Genomic DNA, 16,916 nt, shown 5'->3' with positions numbered 1-16,916 from the left:
AAATGCAATGAACGATGCCTGTTTTCGAAAAATTCAAACGTTACGACTTCTACCAAAAGCCCCTGCAAGAAAATCAGTCAGTACATTATTAGAAGAACTTAGCGGTCGAGGCTTTGTTATAGATCGTCGCTCATTACAACGAGACCTCAAATCTTTGGCGAATTTATTCCCGATTGAAAACGATGGCAATAAAGACATTCCAGGTTGGTATTGGCGAAGAGACGCTCAAAAGCTTGAACTTCCTGAAATGGAACCAACCGTTGCATTAAGCTTTCAGATGGTTAAAACACATCTTAAGAAATTTATGCCTCCGAGTGTGCTGTCAGAACTCTCACCCTACTTTTCAAATGCTGACAAATTACTTGGTAATTTAAAACAGAATGAACTATCAAGTTGGTCAGATAAGGTTGCAACCATTAACCGGTCTCAGCCACTTATTGCTCCTAAAATAGAGAATGAAATTCTCTCAGTGATTTACTTGGCACTTCTTTCAGAAACACAGATAAAAACGCACTACCAACCTAAACTAGAGGAGCCTAGAGATTACACCATCAACCCCTTGGGTATTGTAATTGTGGATCAGGTAATTTATTTAGTTGGTACTTTATGGAAATATCAAGATGTTCGGCAATTTGCTCTGCATCGTTTTATAAAGGCAGAAAACACGCAGACCTCAAATATTCAAACAAGTAGCTTTTCTTTAAAAGACTATATAGATGGCGGTCAGTTTCATTTTCCAATTGAAGATTCAAACAAAAAAATGGTTTTAAAGATCAGAACCAATAAGTGGATTGCTAACCATTTAGAAGAAGTAAAATTATCAGAGAATCAATCGATTTTAAAACTGGATGATGAAATATATGAAGTAACGGCATCAGTTGATAACACACAGCAACTTAGATGGTGGCTTAATGGTTTTGGGGCAGACATCGAAGTGTTAGAACCGACCTTCCTTCGACAAGAATTTATTAATGCTAGTCAAGCACTTAGCAAACTCTACTCAATTAATCAGAAAGAATAACAATAGGTTGAACCGACAAAGCCGAACACAAAATACGAACGGAGTAATTGTTCTGACGAGTTTTTATGAAAGCTTATCGTTATTTGACTCGTTGTCAAAGAACCCTGCAGAGGATTCAACCCGTCACCACAGCATCTTGCTAATTTCTTGATATAGCTTTTTAAACCCTAAGTATCTTCTAGCCTATTATTCAGCTCAAAAGCAACCTCATCAAGTCTTTTTTAGAAGCTGGAAAAAGTTTTAACCTATTTCCAAAGAGTTTTAGATGAGATACAGAATCACTCTGTGACCTCGGCTACAGGAAAGTTATGATGAATAACATAATTACTTGCTTCTTATTTACACTCTTCTGAATAATAAATGCCTTTGGCCATGGTTATTCCTTTTTACGGTTAATGTAATTTTTACCATAAAAAGTGTCTAGTGTTTTCAGGCCTTAGCACTAATCACATTTTATCTTTTAGCATAACTAATTAAATGATTAAAAGAGCAGTAACGACAACACTTGTCGCTAACGCCTATTTTGCTATATTTTCAAATATACCTAGTTGTTAAAATCAAATACGCTTAAATAATCAAGGGATAAAAAGTGAGCACATTTAATACTGAGCAACTATTGGAAAATTTTGTTAATGATTTGGACCGAAGGTTTAATGAAGAAAAAGATAAAAACACTTTTTATACCGGTTTTGATGCATTAGATGAAGCTCTATGGAACCTTCAAGGTGGAGACCTTGTTTTATTTCAAGGGGCTGCAGCATCAGGGAAAACAGCTTTGGCAGTTAATCTACTCCATAATTTTTCTATGCAAGGAGCATCTACACTATTTGTAAGCAATGGTGATAAAAATGAAGAAATCATGCTTAAAATTATGGCTTTAAATAGTGAGATTGATATTGATAGACTAAGGGCAGGTCGAATTAAAGAAGAAGATTGGCCTAAATTAAACAAAGCCGTAAAAACGTTTAGTGACAATTGGAAAGTAACAATTCACCCTGGAAAAACCACATCACTCAAAGCGCTCCAAGAATTAGCTTTATCTCTGGAACTTGACCACACTTTTTCAATAAATGAAGATACAGAAAGTTCCGTTAACTTAATTGTTATTGATGATCTACACCTTAACAAGAAATATAGCACTCAAATCACCAAAAGCCTGAAGGCATTAAAGGAGCTAGCAATGACTCTTAACATTCCTATTTTAGCTTTTTCATCAAACTCTAAAACCTTTCAAAAAGAGATTATTGAGCAGAATACATATATTAGGGAATATCATTACGAATCTGTTCTAGATTTCGTCGACTTTGGAATTAAAATACATGATTTCAACCCACTACCTTCCTTAAACTCATCTCATGATAAAGCATTAGAGCTTGTAATAACCAAGAATAAAAGAGGTAAAAATGCTAAAGTAAATTTGAGTTTCCATAGCGGGTTTATGAAATTTAAAAGTTTAAACTTAATCTGACACTGCTCTTTAAAACGAGTGCGTTTCTCGTTTTGATATTAGGTATCTAATCATCAAAAATAAAGCTGGCAGGTTTTACCTTTTAACAAATTATTGACATTAAAGTGTGTGTTTTAGCATCAGGTATGATGACAGTATAAACCTTGCCATTTCGCTTTAAAAAACCAAACACCCGAACTTTTGCAGCCAATCCGTAGCCACGTTTACCTTTTCGTCTTCCGCCAAAGTAACTTTCATCAGCTTCGACTTCACCTTCTAGCAATTCATGGTGTTAACTATTATCATAGATTAACTGTCGTAAACGTTGAAAATAATAGCTTGCAGATGTTTTATTCACCCCGGCAAGTGAGGCTGCAATTCGTGCAGTTGTTCCCGCAACAAACAACTTTATTAATTTGCTTTGTTTGTACCAGCTCAGTCTACTTTTTCTCATAGTGTCATCTTAGATAATTTTAGTTATCTAGGACAGCCCCTAAAAAAATTATCAAACATAAAATTTGATTATTAAATCTTACCGAAGAACACACCAAGACATCCCAAATCTGTAAATGAATGAACTCAACTAGTGACACCTTTTATCATTGCTCTAGTTAAGAGTTTTGGGGTCTAAAGCCAATGGTTTCATTAAAGAATAACAAAAGATATAGACTAAAAATCCATAGCTTAAACTTAAACAGACAAGACACAAGGTCAAAATAAAAAGCAGTCCGTTTAGCATGACTTTTACATTCAAATACCATCGCGTGATGGAATAAATAGTTTTTCTTGTCGACCTTTTAAGTTATTAAAATCTTTTGCCATTTGTGCAGAAAAATAACTAATCAATTTTTGTTTAAGTTCTTTTTTGGTACTTTCCATTAAAGCCATTAATTCTAATTTTTCTTGGTCACGATTCATAAATTCATCAGCAGATTCAACCCCTAGGTCGGTTCCGACCCATGCAGCCGTGCCTATTGCTGCACCACACAGGAGGGCAAATGGCCCACAAGCTGCACCCGCTACCGCAGCAGCACTCGCCGTCGTTGCTTTTGTACCAAGTTTTGCAAATACTTTAGCTGAAATTTTTGTTCCCATTTTGGACACTAACTTTAATACTATCTTTGATTTTATGAGTAATAAAGACCCACCAACCGCCGTTAAGCCAGCACCACTGCCTGCATAATTTAATTGCGTAATTTCATCTGTTAATGTGGTTTTTAACTCGTTGTTAAAACATTCACTCTTTTGCAGTTCTTGCTTTAAAAGTTGAGTTTGTTTTTCTAGCACCAAATTCATTTTACTTTGATATTTGTTGGTAATATTTAAATGACTCGTTTCAAGGTTTAATGACAACGTATTACCAAAACTCTCACCTATTTTCTCAGTAACCATCGAATCTAAATCGCCAGATGCCCAATAAAATAACTTTTGATACCCGCCTTTTACGCTGTAGTTCCAATCCAGAAAACGATCTATGCCACCTTCTACCGATTTAAATCCAGTCTCTATTTCGGTATTAATGGTTTGTGCTAAAGAACTTTCAAGATTGGCTTGTTGTTGATTTAAAAACTGCAAACCCTTAGCTTCAACATCTCTTTGCTCGTTTAACGTGTCTTGTTCACTGCAAAGCTCAAGGGTATGCGTTGCTACATTAGCAAGTTCGTCTGCTTGATTATTTTTATTTACCCCGACAAACATAATTAAAAGAGTGATTATTGAAAATAAAACAATTGTGCCCCAAAACCCTTTACGCAAGCCATCTTCACCCAGTATGGTCCAACCCTTGTTGTTTTGCGCCTGAATAACAAGCATCAACCCTGTAAATGCTTTAAAAAAGACATAAAACTGCAAAGCTTGTATTAAAAAGAATACCAACCATGCAAGTGCTTTAACATCAGATGACAGGCCAAATTTTGGCAAACTGTTTTGAATTAAAAAAAGAGGAAACTCATTGATTAAGCTATAGGCTGCTAAAGGATAACCGGCAAATGGGCTGACTGACTGACTGGCAATTAAAGTAAATTGCCCAAAGAAATCATCAAAAGACTGGCCTCTGTAATCAATCTGAGCAGCATTGAATTGAAGCCAGCTATAAAGTGCAGAGAATATCAGTAAATTAATCCAAAACGTGAGATTAGTCATGCTCAAAATTTGGTTCTGCTTAACAAAGTGTGCTTGATATTTATGTCGAATATAGGAATTAATAAAAACTAATAAAAATAAGTCTAGTAACAGGAACCACCCCATATCTTCTGTTAGTTCATGCGATAAGCCCAAAATAATAAATGAGGCCCCTATTGATAAAAACATTGCCTTTATCGAAACTAAACGGCTGCTCCACAAGGTAGATTTAACTGAACTGCCCTCGTTTAGCGAATGATTCAAGATAGCTCGGCGAATAAATAAAGCGTTTTGTTTAATCGAAATAAAAGACAAATAAGCGATAAATAAGAATACTAATAACAACACCCAATTCTCAAATAGGGTTAAATCGATGACATACAGAAAAAACAGTAATGTTGCCAAACTTACAAAGACAATAACCCCCTCAATAAACCGATGTTTAATTGATGAGTTTGTTTTTGGATTGGCGCAGGGATTAAGACTTTTTTCAGTTAGGTTTACCACTTTATTCCACTAAACTTACGTTGTAATTTACTGGAGGATTCAGTCCTACCCAACAAATCAAAAATTATAGTTCCAGGTTAAATGCCCACAATGTACGATTAAAAACGCATATCTAAATTGCTTAGAGAAGTTTAGGAGTAAAGTGTTAAGTGGTCAAGTAAATTTGACCACATCTTCAGAGCAATTTAACCTGTAAATCTACTCCGCCTTATTTGATGTTTTACCACTCCAAAACGATGCTATCGGTTTTTACTTTTTGACGGATGATTCGCATTAAAGTACTTGTTTTAGCATCAGGTATGATTACCGTATAAACCCTACCATTAAGCTTTAAAAAACCAAACACCCGAACTTTTGCATCCAACCCCTAGCCACGTTTACCTTTACGTCTTCCGCCAAAGTAACTTTCATCTGCTTCAACTTCACCTTCAAGCAATTCTTGTTGTTCACTATTGTCATAGATCAACTGTCTTAAACGCTGAAAATAATAGCTTGCGGATGTTTTGTTTACCCTGGTAAGAGAGGCTAAGGTTCGTTCGGTTGTACCCACAAAAAACAACCCTATTAACTTACTTTGTGAGACCTTTGCACCCAAGGGCATAAACACGAGATAGGTGCGAAAGAAAAATGAGGAAAAATTTGCCTGATTCTCGACTTACCCCTTCGGGCGTCGAGTTCTTCGTTTGCGGCGGAAAACGCAGGGAATAGCTAGCTATTCGCAAGTTGTCGCCCAACGGAAGTGCCCTTGGGGTACAACAAAAATCGGGTGAATTTTTACCCTCAAGGGGCACCTAGAACCATTTTTACTCGTGCATACTCTCGTGCAAAGGTCTCTTTTTATTTAAAAAAGCCAGGCCTGATATGACAAACCTGGTATGGAATAGCTTAGCCACTCCAATTTTTTAGTTTAACTTTCTATATAAACAGCCGAGTCCAGTTGAAAATAAAAAAATAAACACCGAAAGGTAAAACTCTGTCTGATATTTATTTTGTTTTAATGCTTCAAGCTCCTCTTTATGACACCTAATAGCCGGAGAGAAGCTTAGTAGGCCTGAAAAATTACCTTGATTTGGATAATGTAGCAAGCCTTTATAACATTGAAGCCCTGCTACACTCTCTTGGGGAATTTGATAATAGACTGCAACGTTATTTTTTACTTGTGTGCGTTCCTGGAAATATAGCTTGCCACTGTAAATTGTCATAATGAATGTCACAATGATGACAACGGCTATGAGTAATTTTATAAAACGCTCAACCCACATCATTTCAACTTTGTTTTGATAAGCCATAAAGCCCTCCTTTAATTAATTAAATAACACCTTTCTCAATGAATATAACGTTTTCCAAAATTCGGTCAACTTTTGAACAACGTTGAGGAAGGTGTATTTAAGATTTAATTCAAACGATTGAGATAATGTTTATTAGAGCCAATACTGAGTTCGGCAAAATGAAAATAATCTGGCTTATCCTTAAACGCCATGTTTCTTAAAGACGCTGAGGTACTTAGCCGGTCTGTCATCTTAATGGCATTGCCAGACACAAAACGACAGACACCTTGTTTTTCTGTCCAAGTTAATAAGTATTGCAAGGTTTCAGCCCCTTCTTTCCAATACTCTTGCAAGGTATTGAGTGGATCAGCCAGTAGCATGAGTGTAAATTGTTCATGGTCAATCAGTCGCCCTGTTGATGTGTGTTGAGTTGACCCAAGGGTTTTAACCTTTCCCACATCATGAAACAGTGCCGCAGTAACGGCGACTTCTTTCTCTTTGATTGAAACATCAATAAGTGACCCAACGGTTTGCTGAGTCATCAAGGCACACTCTAACGAGTGCATCAGTAATCCTCCTGGAAAACTATGGTGATGACGTTTGCTGGCAGGAATATTCACAAAAGCCGTCATCAATGGTTTATCCATTAACACTTCTCTTGCAAACATTCTCAACGGAATAACACTTAAGGTCTCAATCAACTCAAACAGCTGATACAACGAATCAAAGTCATAACAGATACCGTGTTTGATTTTCATAGTCAAGCACCAATCTTATATTCTGGATCAAAGGGTTTACCACTCTTCAGAATAGCATAAACCAGATGAATTAATTTGCGCATTACCGCGGCAACTATCTTCTTACCTGCAACCCCTCTTTTTCTCAGATTGTCTGCAAAGGATTTTAAGACAGGGTTGTATGCAATACTATTTACCGCAGGCATGTAGAGACACTTCCTTAAATTTGCATTGCCCATTTTTGAAAGCGATGAGCGATTTAAACTACTACCCGATTGCTGTATTTGTGGAACAAGACCAGAGTAACAGGCTAAGGCCTTTGCATTATCAAAACGATAAATGTCTTTGATATGAGTGATGAGTTCAATCGCTGTTTTTTCACCCAGTCCTTTAATGGACTTTAATAATGCCATCTGCTTAGCCAATTCAACATCCTGTTGAACGCAGCCTTTCATTTGGGATTGAATCTTTTCAATCTGCTTTTCTAACTGTTTAATCTGAGCTATTTGAATTTTCTGTACTTCAATTTCTGTCGAACTTTGCATTTGGTTTTTAATGCGGGTTTTTGTTTGAATTAACAAGGATTGAAGTGCTGAGAACTCTTGTAGCTTAGCGATAATCGGACTGTCAGGCTGCCAAGGTTTGAGTTTGTGTACTTCACAAAAATCTGCGATGAGCTTAGCATCTTCACTGTCGGTTTTAACACGCTTTAGTTTGGATTGTGCATGATGTTTGATTTTAAATGGGTTGATCACATACACAGGGTATTCTTGTTCGTAAAGATGCAATGCGAGGCCTAAATAGTATTTCCCGGTGGCTTCCATCGCGATGTGTGGAGAATCAAAAAGGCTCATCCATTTGATAAACTTTTTAAACCCCGCTGGGGTGTTATTAAAAGTGACACTTTGCTTTTGAGTTGAAACCGCTACGTCAAAGGTGTCTTTGCTGATGTCTATGCCGATGTATATTTTCATGTTCGAAATACCTATTTTATGCTAGGATTTAATTTCGTTTAGTAAGTTCACACTATGGCTATACTAACCTTATGAATACAGGCTAGGAGTCTTGTCCTGCCTAAGATACCGTTCAGTTTATAGTGTGTGGGGATAAAGGTCTTAATCTGATAACCTGGATCACTCTGGGTGTCATTGGCCTGGTAGCAAGATCTCTTTATCCCTTTACTAAGCGTCCTTAATAAATTCTCCACTTCTGGAGAACACTTTCAACATATAAGGCCTGGTAGATTGGATAGAGTTGTTCAAGCGTTAACGTGCTTTTAAACAGTCGCCAGTTCAGAACTGAGCCATCATTACCTTGCTCTAACCATAGGTAGAGTGATTCATTATTTTGAAGGTTTAGGCTTTCATATCGCTGATTGATTTCAGCGTAATCTTCGCTATCGACGCGGATATAGTGGGTTAGGTGCTGTTGATCTACTAGACTAACCTGACACCAACCGTAATCAGTGCAGCCTAAATCTTGTCCAAAGATACCAGCATAGCCAATAAGCTGTTTGCCATTACCTACTTGTAGTCTTTTTTGTTGGTTGTAAAGCATAATAGGATTCATTGGCATACCTCCATCATCAACTGCTCTTTTAACTGCCCAGATAAAAAAGCAAGAACATCATCATGCCCTATTGCAGATGAGCCAAGCTGATCGTAAACCCAGTGCTGCATCGCTTGTTTATTTGTGTAACACTCTCCATGACCTAAAACAAAAGTCAGGTAATCGCCCTCATGGACATTAAATAAATACATTAGATTATTGACTAAACGACTAACAACTCTTGGGTCTTCAACCTCATATTCAGGAAAAATTCCGGCTGTTCCTTTCATACAAGGATGCTGTCTTACCAATAAAGGATTGGTTTGATTTTGATTTATCATGCGATACCTCCTAGATCATCACCTTCACTATCAACAAACTGCTGCCAAAAATCATCATCTTGATCCAAACTCTCAACATCAATCTCTTCTAAGTACTTAGAGGCAGGTAATGGATCATGATTCACTTCAACCGAACTGGTTAACAATCGCTCCATAGCAGAACCATCTTTACGCGTTAAATTTGGTACATAGCGTGCATACACTCTAAACAGCATTTCAGTGGTTGAATGCCCCATTTGTTTAGCAATCCAAGCGGGATTTTCACCCGCTCCTAACCAAAGAGTCGCTGCGGTATGTCGAGTTTGATAAGGGTTACGACGTTCTAACCCCAACTCAATCAACAATGGATGCCAAATACGTCGTGACACATTGTGATAGTTCAGGTGGTCTCCTCTTGAGTTCACAAACACGTAGTCCAAATGTCCAGAACGTTGATACTGTTCTCTTAAAGCCTCGTAAACAGTTGAAGACATCTCAATATCACGTTGTGAAAAATCATTCTTGGTATAAGTCTGTTTGTTTTTAACTAAAGATTCACGAACTTTGATTATGCGATTGTCAAAATCTACATATTTCCACTTAAGTCCATCTATCTCCCCTGTTCGCATACCCGTTAGGAACCTAACCGTATAATAGTAGCGGTACCAAGGGTCAACACCATTAATAATCAAGTTAACCTCTGATACATTAAATGGATGAATATCAGGCTTATTGTTCCTTAAAGCTTTTATTCCTTTGAAAGGCGTATTAAAATCAAACCGGTCAGCGGCTTCTCTTAATATCATTCTCATTAAATACATATGACGATTGATATGTGATGGCGACATCTTTTTACCGTTTCTACCCGATTCTTCCCCAAGACGTGCTCGAAACTGTAATAAGTCTGCTTTAGTGATTTCGCTGACTTCCTTTTCACCAAAAACTTCCATTAACCGGCCATTTAAGATTTTAACGACCGTTTGATCATAGCTATCACGCCAACCAATTTTCATTTCTTCATACCAAACAGACACAAACTCTTTGAATAACTGCGTTCCTTTACCAGATCTGCGACGCATATCTCGATTAATTACCTCAAACTCTTCGACTCTTGGGCTGTTTGGAAAATACATAGCATATTCAAAAGTACCCAAAGTAATTTCAGCTTCAATCTTGCGTAAAACCTGGGCTAACTTCTTCCTATTAGACGGTGAATCGTTTAGAAGAGTTTGTTCTCTGCATCTTTTCTTTCTATACTTAAAGTCAAAAAATAAACGTCCATCTCTTACTCTTATACTAGCCATAACAAACACCTCCATTCGCCATTGGTATCTCGAATGTATCCTCTAAATCTTTCATATCCTTTTCGATATTCTCCCAAATAAAAAGTAGTTTTCTTTGATGAAAGGGACGAATATAATGCTGCCCCTCTAATAAGACGTTATCAACCAAAGATTCTCTAATAGTCCTTGGATGATATTTAATACGAACCGCTAACTCGGTTGTTGTCAGATATGTTAGACTCATAAATCACCTATATAATTAACAATATTAAAACCAAATGTTCAATATAATAAACATTTGTTTACTATATTACACATTTAGTTCTTTTATGCAAGTTTTTAAATAAACTTTTTAAAGGACTATCAGAAATGATTAGATTTAAATTAAAAACAGTTATTGAGTCCAAAGAATTCGAAAGAGGACAAAAGATATCTATTAAAGAAATTGTAGAAGCGACTGGAATTGGTAGAACTACCCTATCCAAAATTCTTAATCAAAAAGCAACTAACACTACGATTGAAAATATAGACAAGCTTTGCTCATATTTTGAATGTTCTATTGAAGATCTTATTGAACACATCCCAGATTAAGTATTTTGAATACTGATTTAAAGCGATGTTCAATTATTAATAGTTTGGCACCGCATTGGCACGATTTGGGCACGAGACCAAAAAAATAATTAAAAGAATTGGAAAAATATAAGTTTTTTTAAACTTGGTTTAGAAAAATAAAAAGGAATATTTAGATTAAATTTGGAATAGGAAATAGAGGATTAAATAATAATTCTTATTATTTGGAGCACCATCTAACTTATTGATAATAAAGGAAAATGGGGCGAATGACGGGGATCGAACCCGCGACAACAGGAATCACAATCCTGGGCTCTACCAACTGAGCTACATCCGCCATAGATGGCGTGATGAACACGCCAAAAATATGGTGCGCCCATCAGGACTCGAACCTGAAACCCTCGCCTTAGAAGGGCGATGCTCTATCCAGTTGAGCTATGGGCGCGTTATCGAACCTTTTGACTATCGAACTGAAGATGGTGACCATCTTCAGTTCAAAAAGAATATGGTCGGAGTGGAGGGATTTGAACCCCCGACCACCTGTACCCAAAACAGGTGCGCTACCAAGCTGCGCTACACTCCGTAAGATGGGGCGTATTGTATAGACGACCCCCTATTCTGTCAACAACAAACATGAATATTTTTTTGTTTTTTTACAATTTAATTTACTGCTTGTTTCTAGCTTAATAAGCATTGCTTGATAACTTATTGATTCTTATTTTAAAGTGAGAATTTTCAACTTTATTTAGGTTTATTGTTTAACCAGTATTTAGTTTATATATATCAGTTATAAATGATTCCAAAAAAATTATATGACAAAATCGGTTATTATAATCCTCAAATTTTTTACTATGTAATGGGATGATTAAGACTATGTCTGCAAAAATTTTAGATGGTAAAGCCATTGCGGCTGAATTACGTGATTCGATTCAACAAGAAGTTGAGAAGCAAGTCGCTTTGGGTAACAAGCGACCAGGCCTGGCTGTAATTATGGTGGGTGAAGACCCTGCGTCTCAAGTATATGTGCGTAATAAAAAGATAGCTTGTCAAAAGGCCGGATTTAATGACGTGTCTGAAGTCCTTCCTGCTGAAACCTCTCAAGAGGACGTTTTGGCATTAATCGATAAATTGAATGCAGATGAGAATGTTCATGGGATTATTGTTCAGCTACCCGTTCCTGACCATATTGATCCAGAAGAGATTATTGAACGTATTCACCCTTGTAAAGATGTGGATGGTTTTCATCCTTATAACGTGGGTCGACTAGCGACACGTATGCCTCAATTAGCTCCTTGCACTCCTCATGGTGTAATGACGATGCTTGCTAAAACCGGTATACCTTTACGTGGATTAAATGCGGTTGTGGTGGGAGCATCAAATATTGTTGGTGTTCCAATGATGCTTGAGCTGTTAAACGAACGTGCCACTGTAACCGTTTGCCACAGTGCAACTAAAGATTTACCTCAAAAGGTTTCTGAGGCTGATTTGGTTGTTGTTGGCGTAGGTATTCCAAACATGGTAAAAGGTGAATGGATTAAAGATGGTGCTATTGTGATTGATGTAGGTATTAACCGTATGGACGATGGTAAACTTTGTGGTGACGTTGAGTATGACACGGCCGCAGAACGCGCTAGCTGGATTACACCGGTACCAGGTGGTGTTGGTCCAATGACTATTGCGACCTTATTAGAAAACACAATGCAGGTCGCTTATCACTTAGATTGTAAAGCTAAGTGAGACCTTTGCACGAGAGTATGCGCGAGTAAAAATGGATAAAATTCACCTGATTTTTGTTGAAAACCTTGTGAATAGCTAGCTATTCCCTGCGCTTTCCGCCGCAATCAGGCAAATTTTCTCTCATTTTTCTTTCGCACCTATCTCATGCAAAGGTCTCTAAGTAAATTAACGCCAACAATTTAAGCTACCAGGCCTTATATGTTGAAAGTGTTCTCCAGAAGTGGAGAATTTATTAAGGACGCTTAGTAAAGGGATAAAGAGATCTTGCTACCAGGCCAATGACACCCAGAGTGATCCAGGTTATCAGATTAAGACCTTTATCCCCACACACTATAAACTGAACGGTATCTTAGGCAGGACAAGACTCCTAGCCTGTATTCATAAGGTTAGTATAGCCATAGTGTGAACTTACTAAACGAAATTAAATCCTAGCATAAAATAGGTATTTCGAACATGAAAATATACATCGGCATAGACATCAGCAAAGACACCTTTGACGTAGCGGTTTCAACTCAAAAGCAAAGTGTCACTTTTAATAACACCCCAGCGGGGTTTAAAAAGTTTATCAAATGGATGAGCCTTTTTGATTCTCCACACATCGCGATGGAAGCCACCGGGAAATACTATTTAGGCCTCGCATTGCATCTTTACGAACAAGAATACCCTGTGTATGTGATCAACCCATTTAAAATCAAACATTATGCTCAATCCAAACTAAAGCGTGTTAAAACCGACAGTGAAGATGCTAAGCTCATCGCAGATTTTTGTGAAGTACACAAACTCAAACCTTGGCAGCCTGACAGTCCGATTATCGCTAAGCTACAAGAGTTCTCAGCACTTCAATCCTTGTTAATTCAAACAAAAACCCGCATTAAAAACCAAATGCAAAGTTCGACAGAAATTGAAGTACAGAAAATTCAAATAGCTCAGATTAAACAGTTAGAAAAGCAGATTGAAAAGATTCAATCCCAAATGAAAGGCTGCGTTCAACAGGATGTTGAATTGGCTAAGCAGATGGCATTATTAAAGTCCATTAAAGGACTGGGTGAAAAAACAGCGATTGAACTCATCACTCATATCAAAGACATTTATCGTTTTGATAATGCAAAGGCCTTAGCCTGTTACTCTGGTCTTGTTCCACAAATACAGCAATCGGGTAGTAGTTTAAATCGCTCATCGCTTTCCAAAATGGGCAATGCGAATTTAAGGAAGTGTCTCTACATGCCTGCGGTAAATAGTATTGCATACAACCCTGTCTTAAAAGCCTTTGCAGACAACCTGAGAAAAAGAGGGGTTGCAGGTAAGAAGATAGTTGCCGCGGTAATGCGCAAATTAATTCATCTGGTTTATGCTATTCTGAAGAGTGGTAAACCCTTTGATCCAGAATATAAGATTGGTGCTTGACTATGAAAATCAAACACGGTATCTGGTAGCTTATTTACTTAATTTACTTAATGTTAGTTATCTAGATAACTAATCATAAACGCAAAAAAAAAACCGAGTTTTAACTCGGTTTTTTATTAGTTTTAGAATACCTTTCTAAAGCATGGCGTTAAAGACACTTACACCTTAAATTTACTTACTAAACTGGCTAGCGTTGAGGCTTCTGTTTTCATCGTTTCTGATGCTGCAGAACTCTCTTCAACCAGTGCCGCATTTTGTTGTGTAACCGTATCAATTTCACCAATTGCCTGGCCTACTTGGGTAATTGAGTGAGCTTGTTCTCCAGAGGCATTTGAGATGTCCGCCACAATATCACTCACTTTACGAATACTTTCGATAATATGTTGTAAGGCTTCATCAGAGCGTTCCGCTCTTTCCGTTCCTTCATCAACAGCACTCACCGCATTTTCAATTAAGCCTTTAATATCTCGAGCAGCATCAGCTGATTTACCGGCTAAGTTTCTCACTTCGCCAGCTACAACGGCAAACCCGCGCCCATGCTCTCCAGCTCTTGCGGCTTCAACAGCCGCATTTAATGCCAATAAGTTCGTTTGGAAGGCAATACTGTCAATTAAGCTAATAATCTCTTCAATTCGATGACTCGCTTCCTTAATATCACCCATGGATTCAATCGTGCTTCGCATCACTTCTGCACCCCCATCCGCTTGATTTCGAGCAGATGTAGCAAGTTGATTGGCTGATTGTGCATTATCGGTAGTTTGTTTTACCGCAAACATAATTTGATCCATGGTTGCGGTAGTCTCTTCTAATGAAGCCGCTTGACGTTGAGTGCGGTCATTTAAGTCCTGGCTACCTTGGTAAATTTGCTCAACATTATTGGTTAAGTTGTGAACACCAAAGGTTGTATCAGAAATTAACTTGGCAAGATTATCAATTGAGCCATTAAGTGATTTAGAGACCTCGCCAAATTTACCTGCAAAGTTTGAGTTAACACGTTTACTTAAATCACCATCAGCAAGCGCCGTAACTACATCAGAAATTTCACCCAATGCTTGGTCTGTTTGAACGACTCGACTGTTAACACTATCTGCCATCAATTTAAGTTCTCCACTAGCTTCTGCCGTCACTCGTGTTGAATAATCACCCTTTGCCATATTTTCTAAAACTTCGTTTACATTAGAAATAACAGCGCTCATCATTCCTAAAGAGCTTTCTACTTGATTACGAATTCGTGGCTCCACACCCTCATCCATTTTGGCTGAGAAATCCCCTTCACTAAGTGCATTCACGAGTGAAAGAATCTCATTCATAATAAACTCTACTGACTGGGTTGATTGGTTAACCGCCTCTTTTAACGTTTCTAAATCACCTTTATGCTGCCCAGTAATACGCTTAGAAAAATCACCACTCGCAACCGCATTCATAACTAAGTTACTCTCTGAAATAGCTTTTTGAAGGGTATCTACCATTTCATTAATGGCTTCTGCGGCTTCACCCACTTCATCTTGAGATACAACCGGTATACGTTTACTAAAGTCCCCATTATGGCTAATATTATTTACCACTGTTTTCATATTTTCCAAGGGCTTAAAGGCTCTTAAAAATTGTACTTTGGTTAGCGTAAAGGCAATAAGAATCCATAAAACAACCGCTATCGTTCCTAACATAAAAGAGAAATCTTGCGCGGCGTGTATTTCCGTATCATCCGTTAATGTTGCAATATAACCTACGGTATTACCACTAACATCTTCAAGCGGTTGAGTAACACTAGTATAGCTTTTATCACTATAAGCAAACCTATCTAAACTATATTGAGAGACATCAACTCCCGACTGTAAAAAATCGGTTACTATCGGTTGGTCTTGCTGACTAATCAACTTTCCATTAACATCAAACAACATAACATGGTTTTGGCCAATTTTAGAGATACTCTCAGCTAACATGGCATAATCCATAACCAAATCAACCACTGCAAACGCTTGCCCTCTTTTAGTTAAAGGGAAGCTAAAATGAATTTCTGGCTCATTATTCACTGACTCTAAACCACGCGTAATAATAAGTTCAGAAGCAGATTGTTTTGCTAAAGCTAAATCAATAGAACCACCGTCATTCTTATTTCTACTGAATAAAACCTTGCCGCCTACAGTTAATACACGAACATTTGACGCTGTTTTAGTTGCCTCTAAACGGTTTGCCGTTGGCCCTACTCTGTCTGCAATGGCTTGGTTATCTGAAGCTTCAATCGCTGCAAATAATTTTTTATCGCGAGTGAACGCAAATACGTTTTTTTCCATTTGTGAAACAGTTTTATCTAAAACGGTTTTAGAAATAGCATTCTCTTTACTTGCCATCGCATCCAGCAAATGTTGCTTTGACTGATACAACTGATACGAGAAAACGCCTATTAAAATAGCCGCGGTAAAGAGAATGGTTAAAACCGTATAAATTTCAACTCGGGTTCTTAATGATTTAAACATAATAATCTACTCTACTTTTTGTGTTACTCGTATGGATAGCCAGCGTTTTTCCATGACGGAAAACCACCTCTATAGTAATAAACTTTAGTAAAACCAAATCCAACAAGTTTTTTAGCCCCTGCAGAAGCACGGTGACATTTTTCAGCATTGCAGTAAGAGACAACGGCATCATCTAAACCGATATGATTCAAAATATTATATTTATTAAATTCTGGTTTTTTTACGTTGATATGAATCGCACCAGGCACTCGTCCCGCTTCCCAATCTGAATCTTTTCGGGTATCAATAAATAATGCTCCCTGCTGCCAAAGTTTTTTGGCTTGCTCAGCAGTTACCGTGGATGCACCATCCACAGTCTTTACTGAAGGCCCTTTGCCGGCAAAAGCGACTGATGTCATAAAGAGACAGGTAAAACCTATGCCTTTTAGTACATTTTTTTGTGTAAACATTTTATTCTCCAGTTTTAGAGCTTTACT

The 16,916-nt window shown here is 37.6% G+C and carries 14 protein-coding genes, 3 tRNA genes and 2 pseudogenes; 5 read left to right on the top strand and 14 right to left on the bottom strand.

Annotation, left to right across the window (positions count from 1 at the left end; all coding sequences use genetic code 11):
* The first annotated feature begins 7 nt into the window (after positions 1–7).
* On the top strand, positions 8–1,021 hold the full coding sequence (locus BS34_RS0104080) for a helix-turn-helix transcriptional regulator (protein WP_029407275.1): 1,014 nt from the start codon (positions 8–10) through the stop codon (positions 1,019–1,021).
* Between the two features lie 589 nt (positions 1,022–1,610).
* Positions 1,611–2,489 (top strand): DnaB-like helicase C-terminal domain-containing protein, encoded by an 879-nt coding sequence (locus tag BS34_RS0104075; RefSeq protein WP_029407274.1) that lies wholly within the window; start codon positions 1,611–1,613, stop codon positions 2,487–2,489.
* Positions 2,490–2,574: 85 nt separating this feature from the next.
* Here BS34_RS0104075 and BS34_RS12805 read toward each other — a convergent pair.
* The 9 genes and pseudogenes from BS34_RS12805 to BS34_RS0104030 form a co-directional block, all read right to left on the bottom strand.
* Positions 2,575–2,922, bottom strand: a pseudogene (locus BS34_RS12805) (transposase); the annotation flags it as partial.
* A gap of 296 nt (positions 2,923–3,218) precedes the next feature.
* The gene (locus BS34_RS0104065) at positions 3,219–5,096 is read right to left on the bottom strand and encodes a hypothetical protein (protein WP_029407273.1); all 1,878 of its coding nucleotides are present in this window, start codon (positions 5,094–5,096) and stop codon (positions 3,219–3,221) included.
* A 232-nt stretch (positions 5,097–5,328) separates the two neighbouring features.
* Positions 5,329–5,697 (bottom strand): annotated as a pseudogene (locus tag BS34_RS13100) (transposase); the annotation flags it as partial.
* Between the two features lie 301 nt (positions 5,698–5,998).
* Positions 5,999–6,385: a hypothetical protein gene (locus BS34_RS0104055; protein WP_029407272.1), complete on the bottom strand. Its 387-nt coding sequence runs from the start codon at positions 6,383–6,385 to the stop codon at positions 5,999–6,001.
* A gap of 104 nt (positions 6,386–6,489) precedes the next feature.
* Positions 6,490–7,122 (bottom strand): TraI domain-containing protein, encoded by a 633-nt coding sequence (locus BS34_RS12530; RefSeq protein WP_051640671.1) that lies wholly within the window; start codon positions 7,120–7,122, stop codon positions 6,490–6,492.
* A 2-nt stretch (positions 7,123–7,124) separates the two neighbouring features.
* Positions 7,125–8,075, bottom strand: a complete 951-nt coding sequence (locus BS34_RS0104045; RefSeq protein ID WP_029407270.1) for an IS110 family RNA-guided transposase — start codon at positions 8,073–8,075, stop codon at positions 7,125–7,127.
* A gap of 217 nt (positions 8,076–8,292) precedes the next feature.
* On the bottom strand, positions 8,293–8,670 hold the full coding sequence (locus BS34_RS0104040) for a hypothetical protein (protein ID WP_029407269.1): 378 nt from the start codon (positions 8,668–8,670) through the stop codon (positions 8,293–8,295).
* Complete coding sequence (locus BS34_RS0104035) at positions 8,667–8,990, bottom strand: hypothetical protein (protein ID WP_029407268.1); 324 nt, start codon at positions 8,988–8,990, stop codon at positions 8,667–8,669. Before BS34_RS0104035 ends, BS34_RS0104040 begins: the two co-directional genes overlap by 4 nt.
* A complete protein-coding gene (locus tag BS34_RS0104030) occupies positions 8,987–10,273 on the bottom strand; it encodes a tyrosine-type recombinase/integrase (protein WP_051640670.1) in 1,287 nt (428 codons plus the stop codon). The genes BS34_RS0104035 and BS34_RS0104030 overlap by 4 nt, the downstream gene beginning before the upstream one ends.
* A 348-nt stretch (positions 10,274–10,621) precedes the next feature.
* On the opposite strand from BS34_RS0104030, the gene BS34_RS0104020 reads away from it, so the two are divergent.
* Positions 10,622–10,843, top strand: coding sequence for a helix-turn-helix domain-containing protein (locus BS34_RS0104020; protein ID WP_029407265.1), 222 nt, complete (start codon positions 10,622–10,624; stop codon positions 10,841–10,843).
* Between the two features lie 240 nt (positions 10,844–11,083).
* Here the strand turns inward: BS34_RS0104020 and BS34_RS0104015 are convergent.
* The 3 genes from BS34_RS0104015 to BS34_RS0104005 form a co-directional block, all read right to left on the bottom strand.
* Positions 11,084–11,159: transfer RNA gene (locus tag BS34_RS0104015), tRNA-His, on the bottom strand.
* A gap of 31 nt (positions 11,160–11,190) precedes the next feature.
* Positions 11,191–11,267 (bottom strand) — tRNA-Arg (locus BS34_RS0104010).
* Between the two features lie 61 nt (positions 11,268–11,328).
* Positions 11,329–11,405: transfer RNA gene (locus BS34_RS0104005), tRNA-Pro, on the bottom strand.
* 290 nt (positions 11,406–11,695) lie between these two features.
* Between BS34_RS0104005 and folD the strand changes: the two genes are divergently transcribed.
* Together folD and BS34_RS0103995 are read left to right on the top strand one after the other, a co-directional pair.
* Positions 11,696–12,559, top strand: a complete 864-nt coding sequence (gene folD / locus BS34_RS0104000; RefSeq protein ID WP_029407264.1) for a bifunctional methylenetetrahydrofolate dehydrogenase/methenyltetrahydrofolate cyclohydrolase FolD — start codon at positions 11,696–11,698, stop codon at positions 12,557–12,559.
* A gap of 453 nt (positions 12,560–13,012) precedes the next feature.
* On the top strand, positions 13,013–13,963 hold the full coding sequence (locus BS34_RS0103995) for an IS110 family transposase (RefSeq protein ID WP_029407263.1): 951 nt from the start codon (positions 13,013–13,015) through the stop codon (positions 13,961–13,963).
* Positions 13,964–14,121: 158 nt separating this feature from the next.
* Here BS34_RS0103995 and BS34_RS0103990 read toward each other — a convergent pair whose 3' ends face one another.
* Both BS34_RS0103990 and BS34_RS0103985 read right to left on the bottom strand, forming a co-directional pair.
* Complete coding sequence (locus BS34_RS0103990; RefSeq protein WP_051640669.1) at positions 14,122–16,440, bottom strand: methyl-accepting chemotaxis protein; 2,319 nt, start codon at positions 16,438–16,440, stop codon at positions 14,122–14,124.
* 23 nt (positions 16,441–16,463) lie between these two features.
* Entirely contained in the window at positions 16,464–16,889 is a 426-nt protein-coding gene (locus tag BS34_RS0103985) for a rhodanese-like domain-containing protein (protein ID WP_051640668.1), read from the bottom strand.
* Positions 16,890–16,916: the final 27 nt, after the last annotated feature.

It is taken from the genome of Thiomicrorhabdus sp. Milos-T2, assembly GCF_000702325.1.
Lineage (GTDB): Bacteria > Pseudomonadota > Gammaproteobacteria > Thiomicrospirales > Thiomicrospiraceae > Thiomicrorhabdus.
This window is presented reverse-complemented; position numbering and strand designations above follow the sequence as displayed.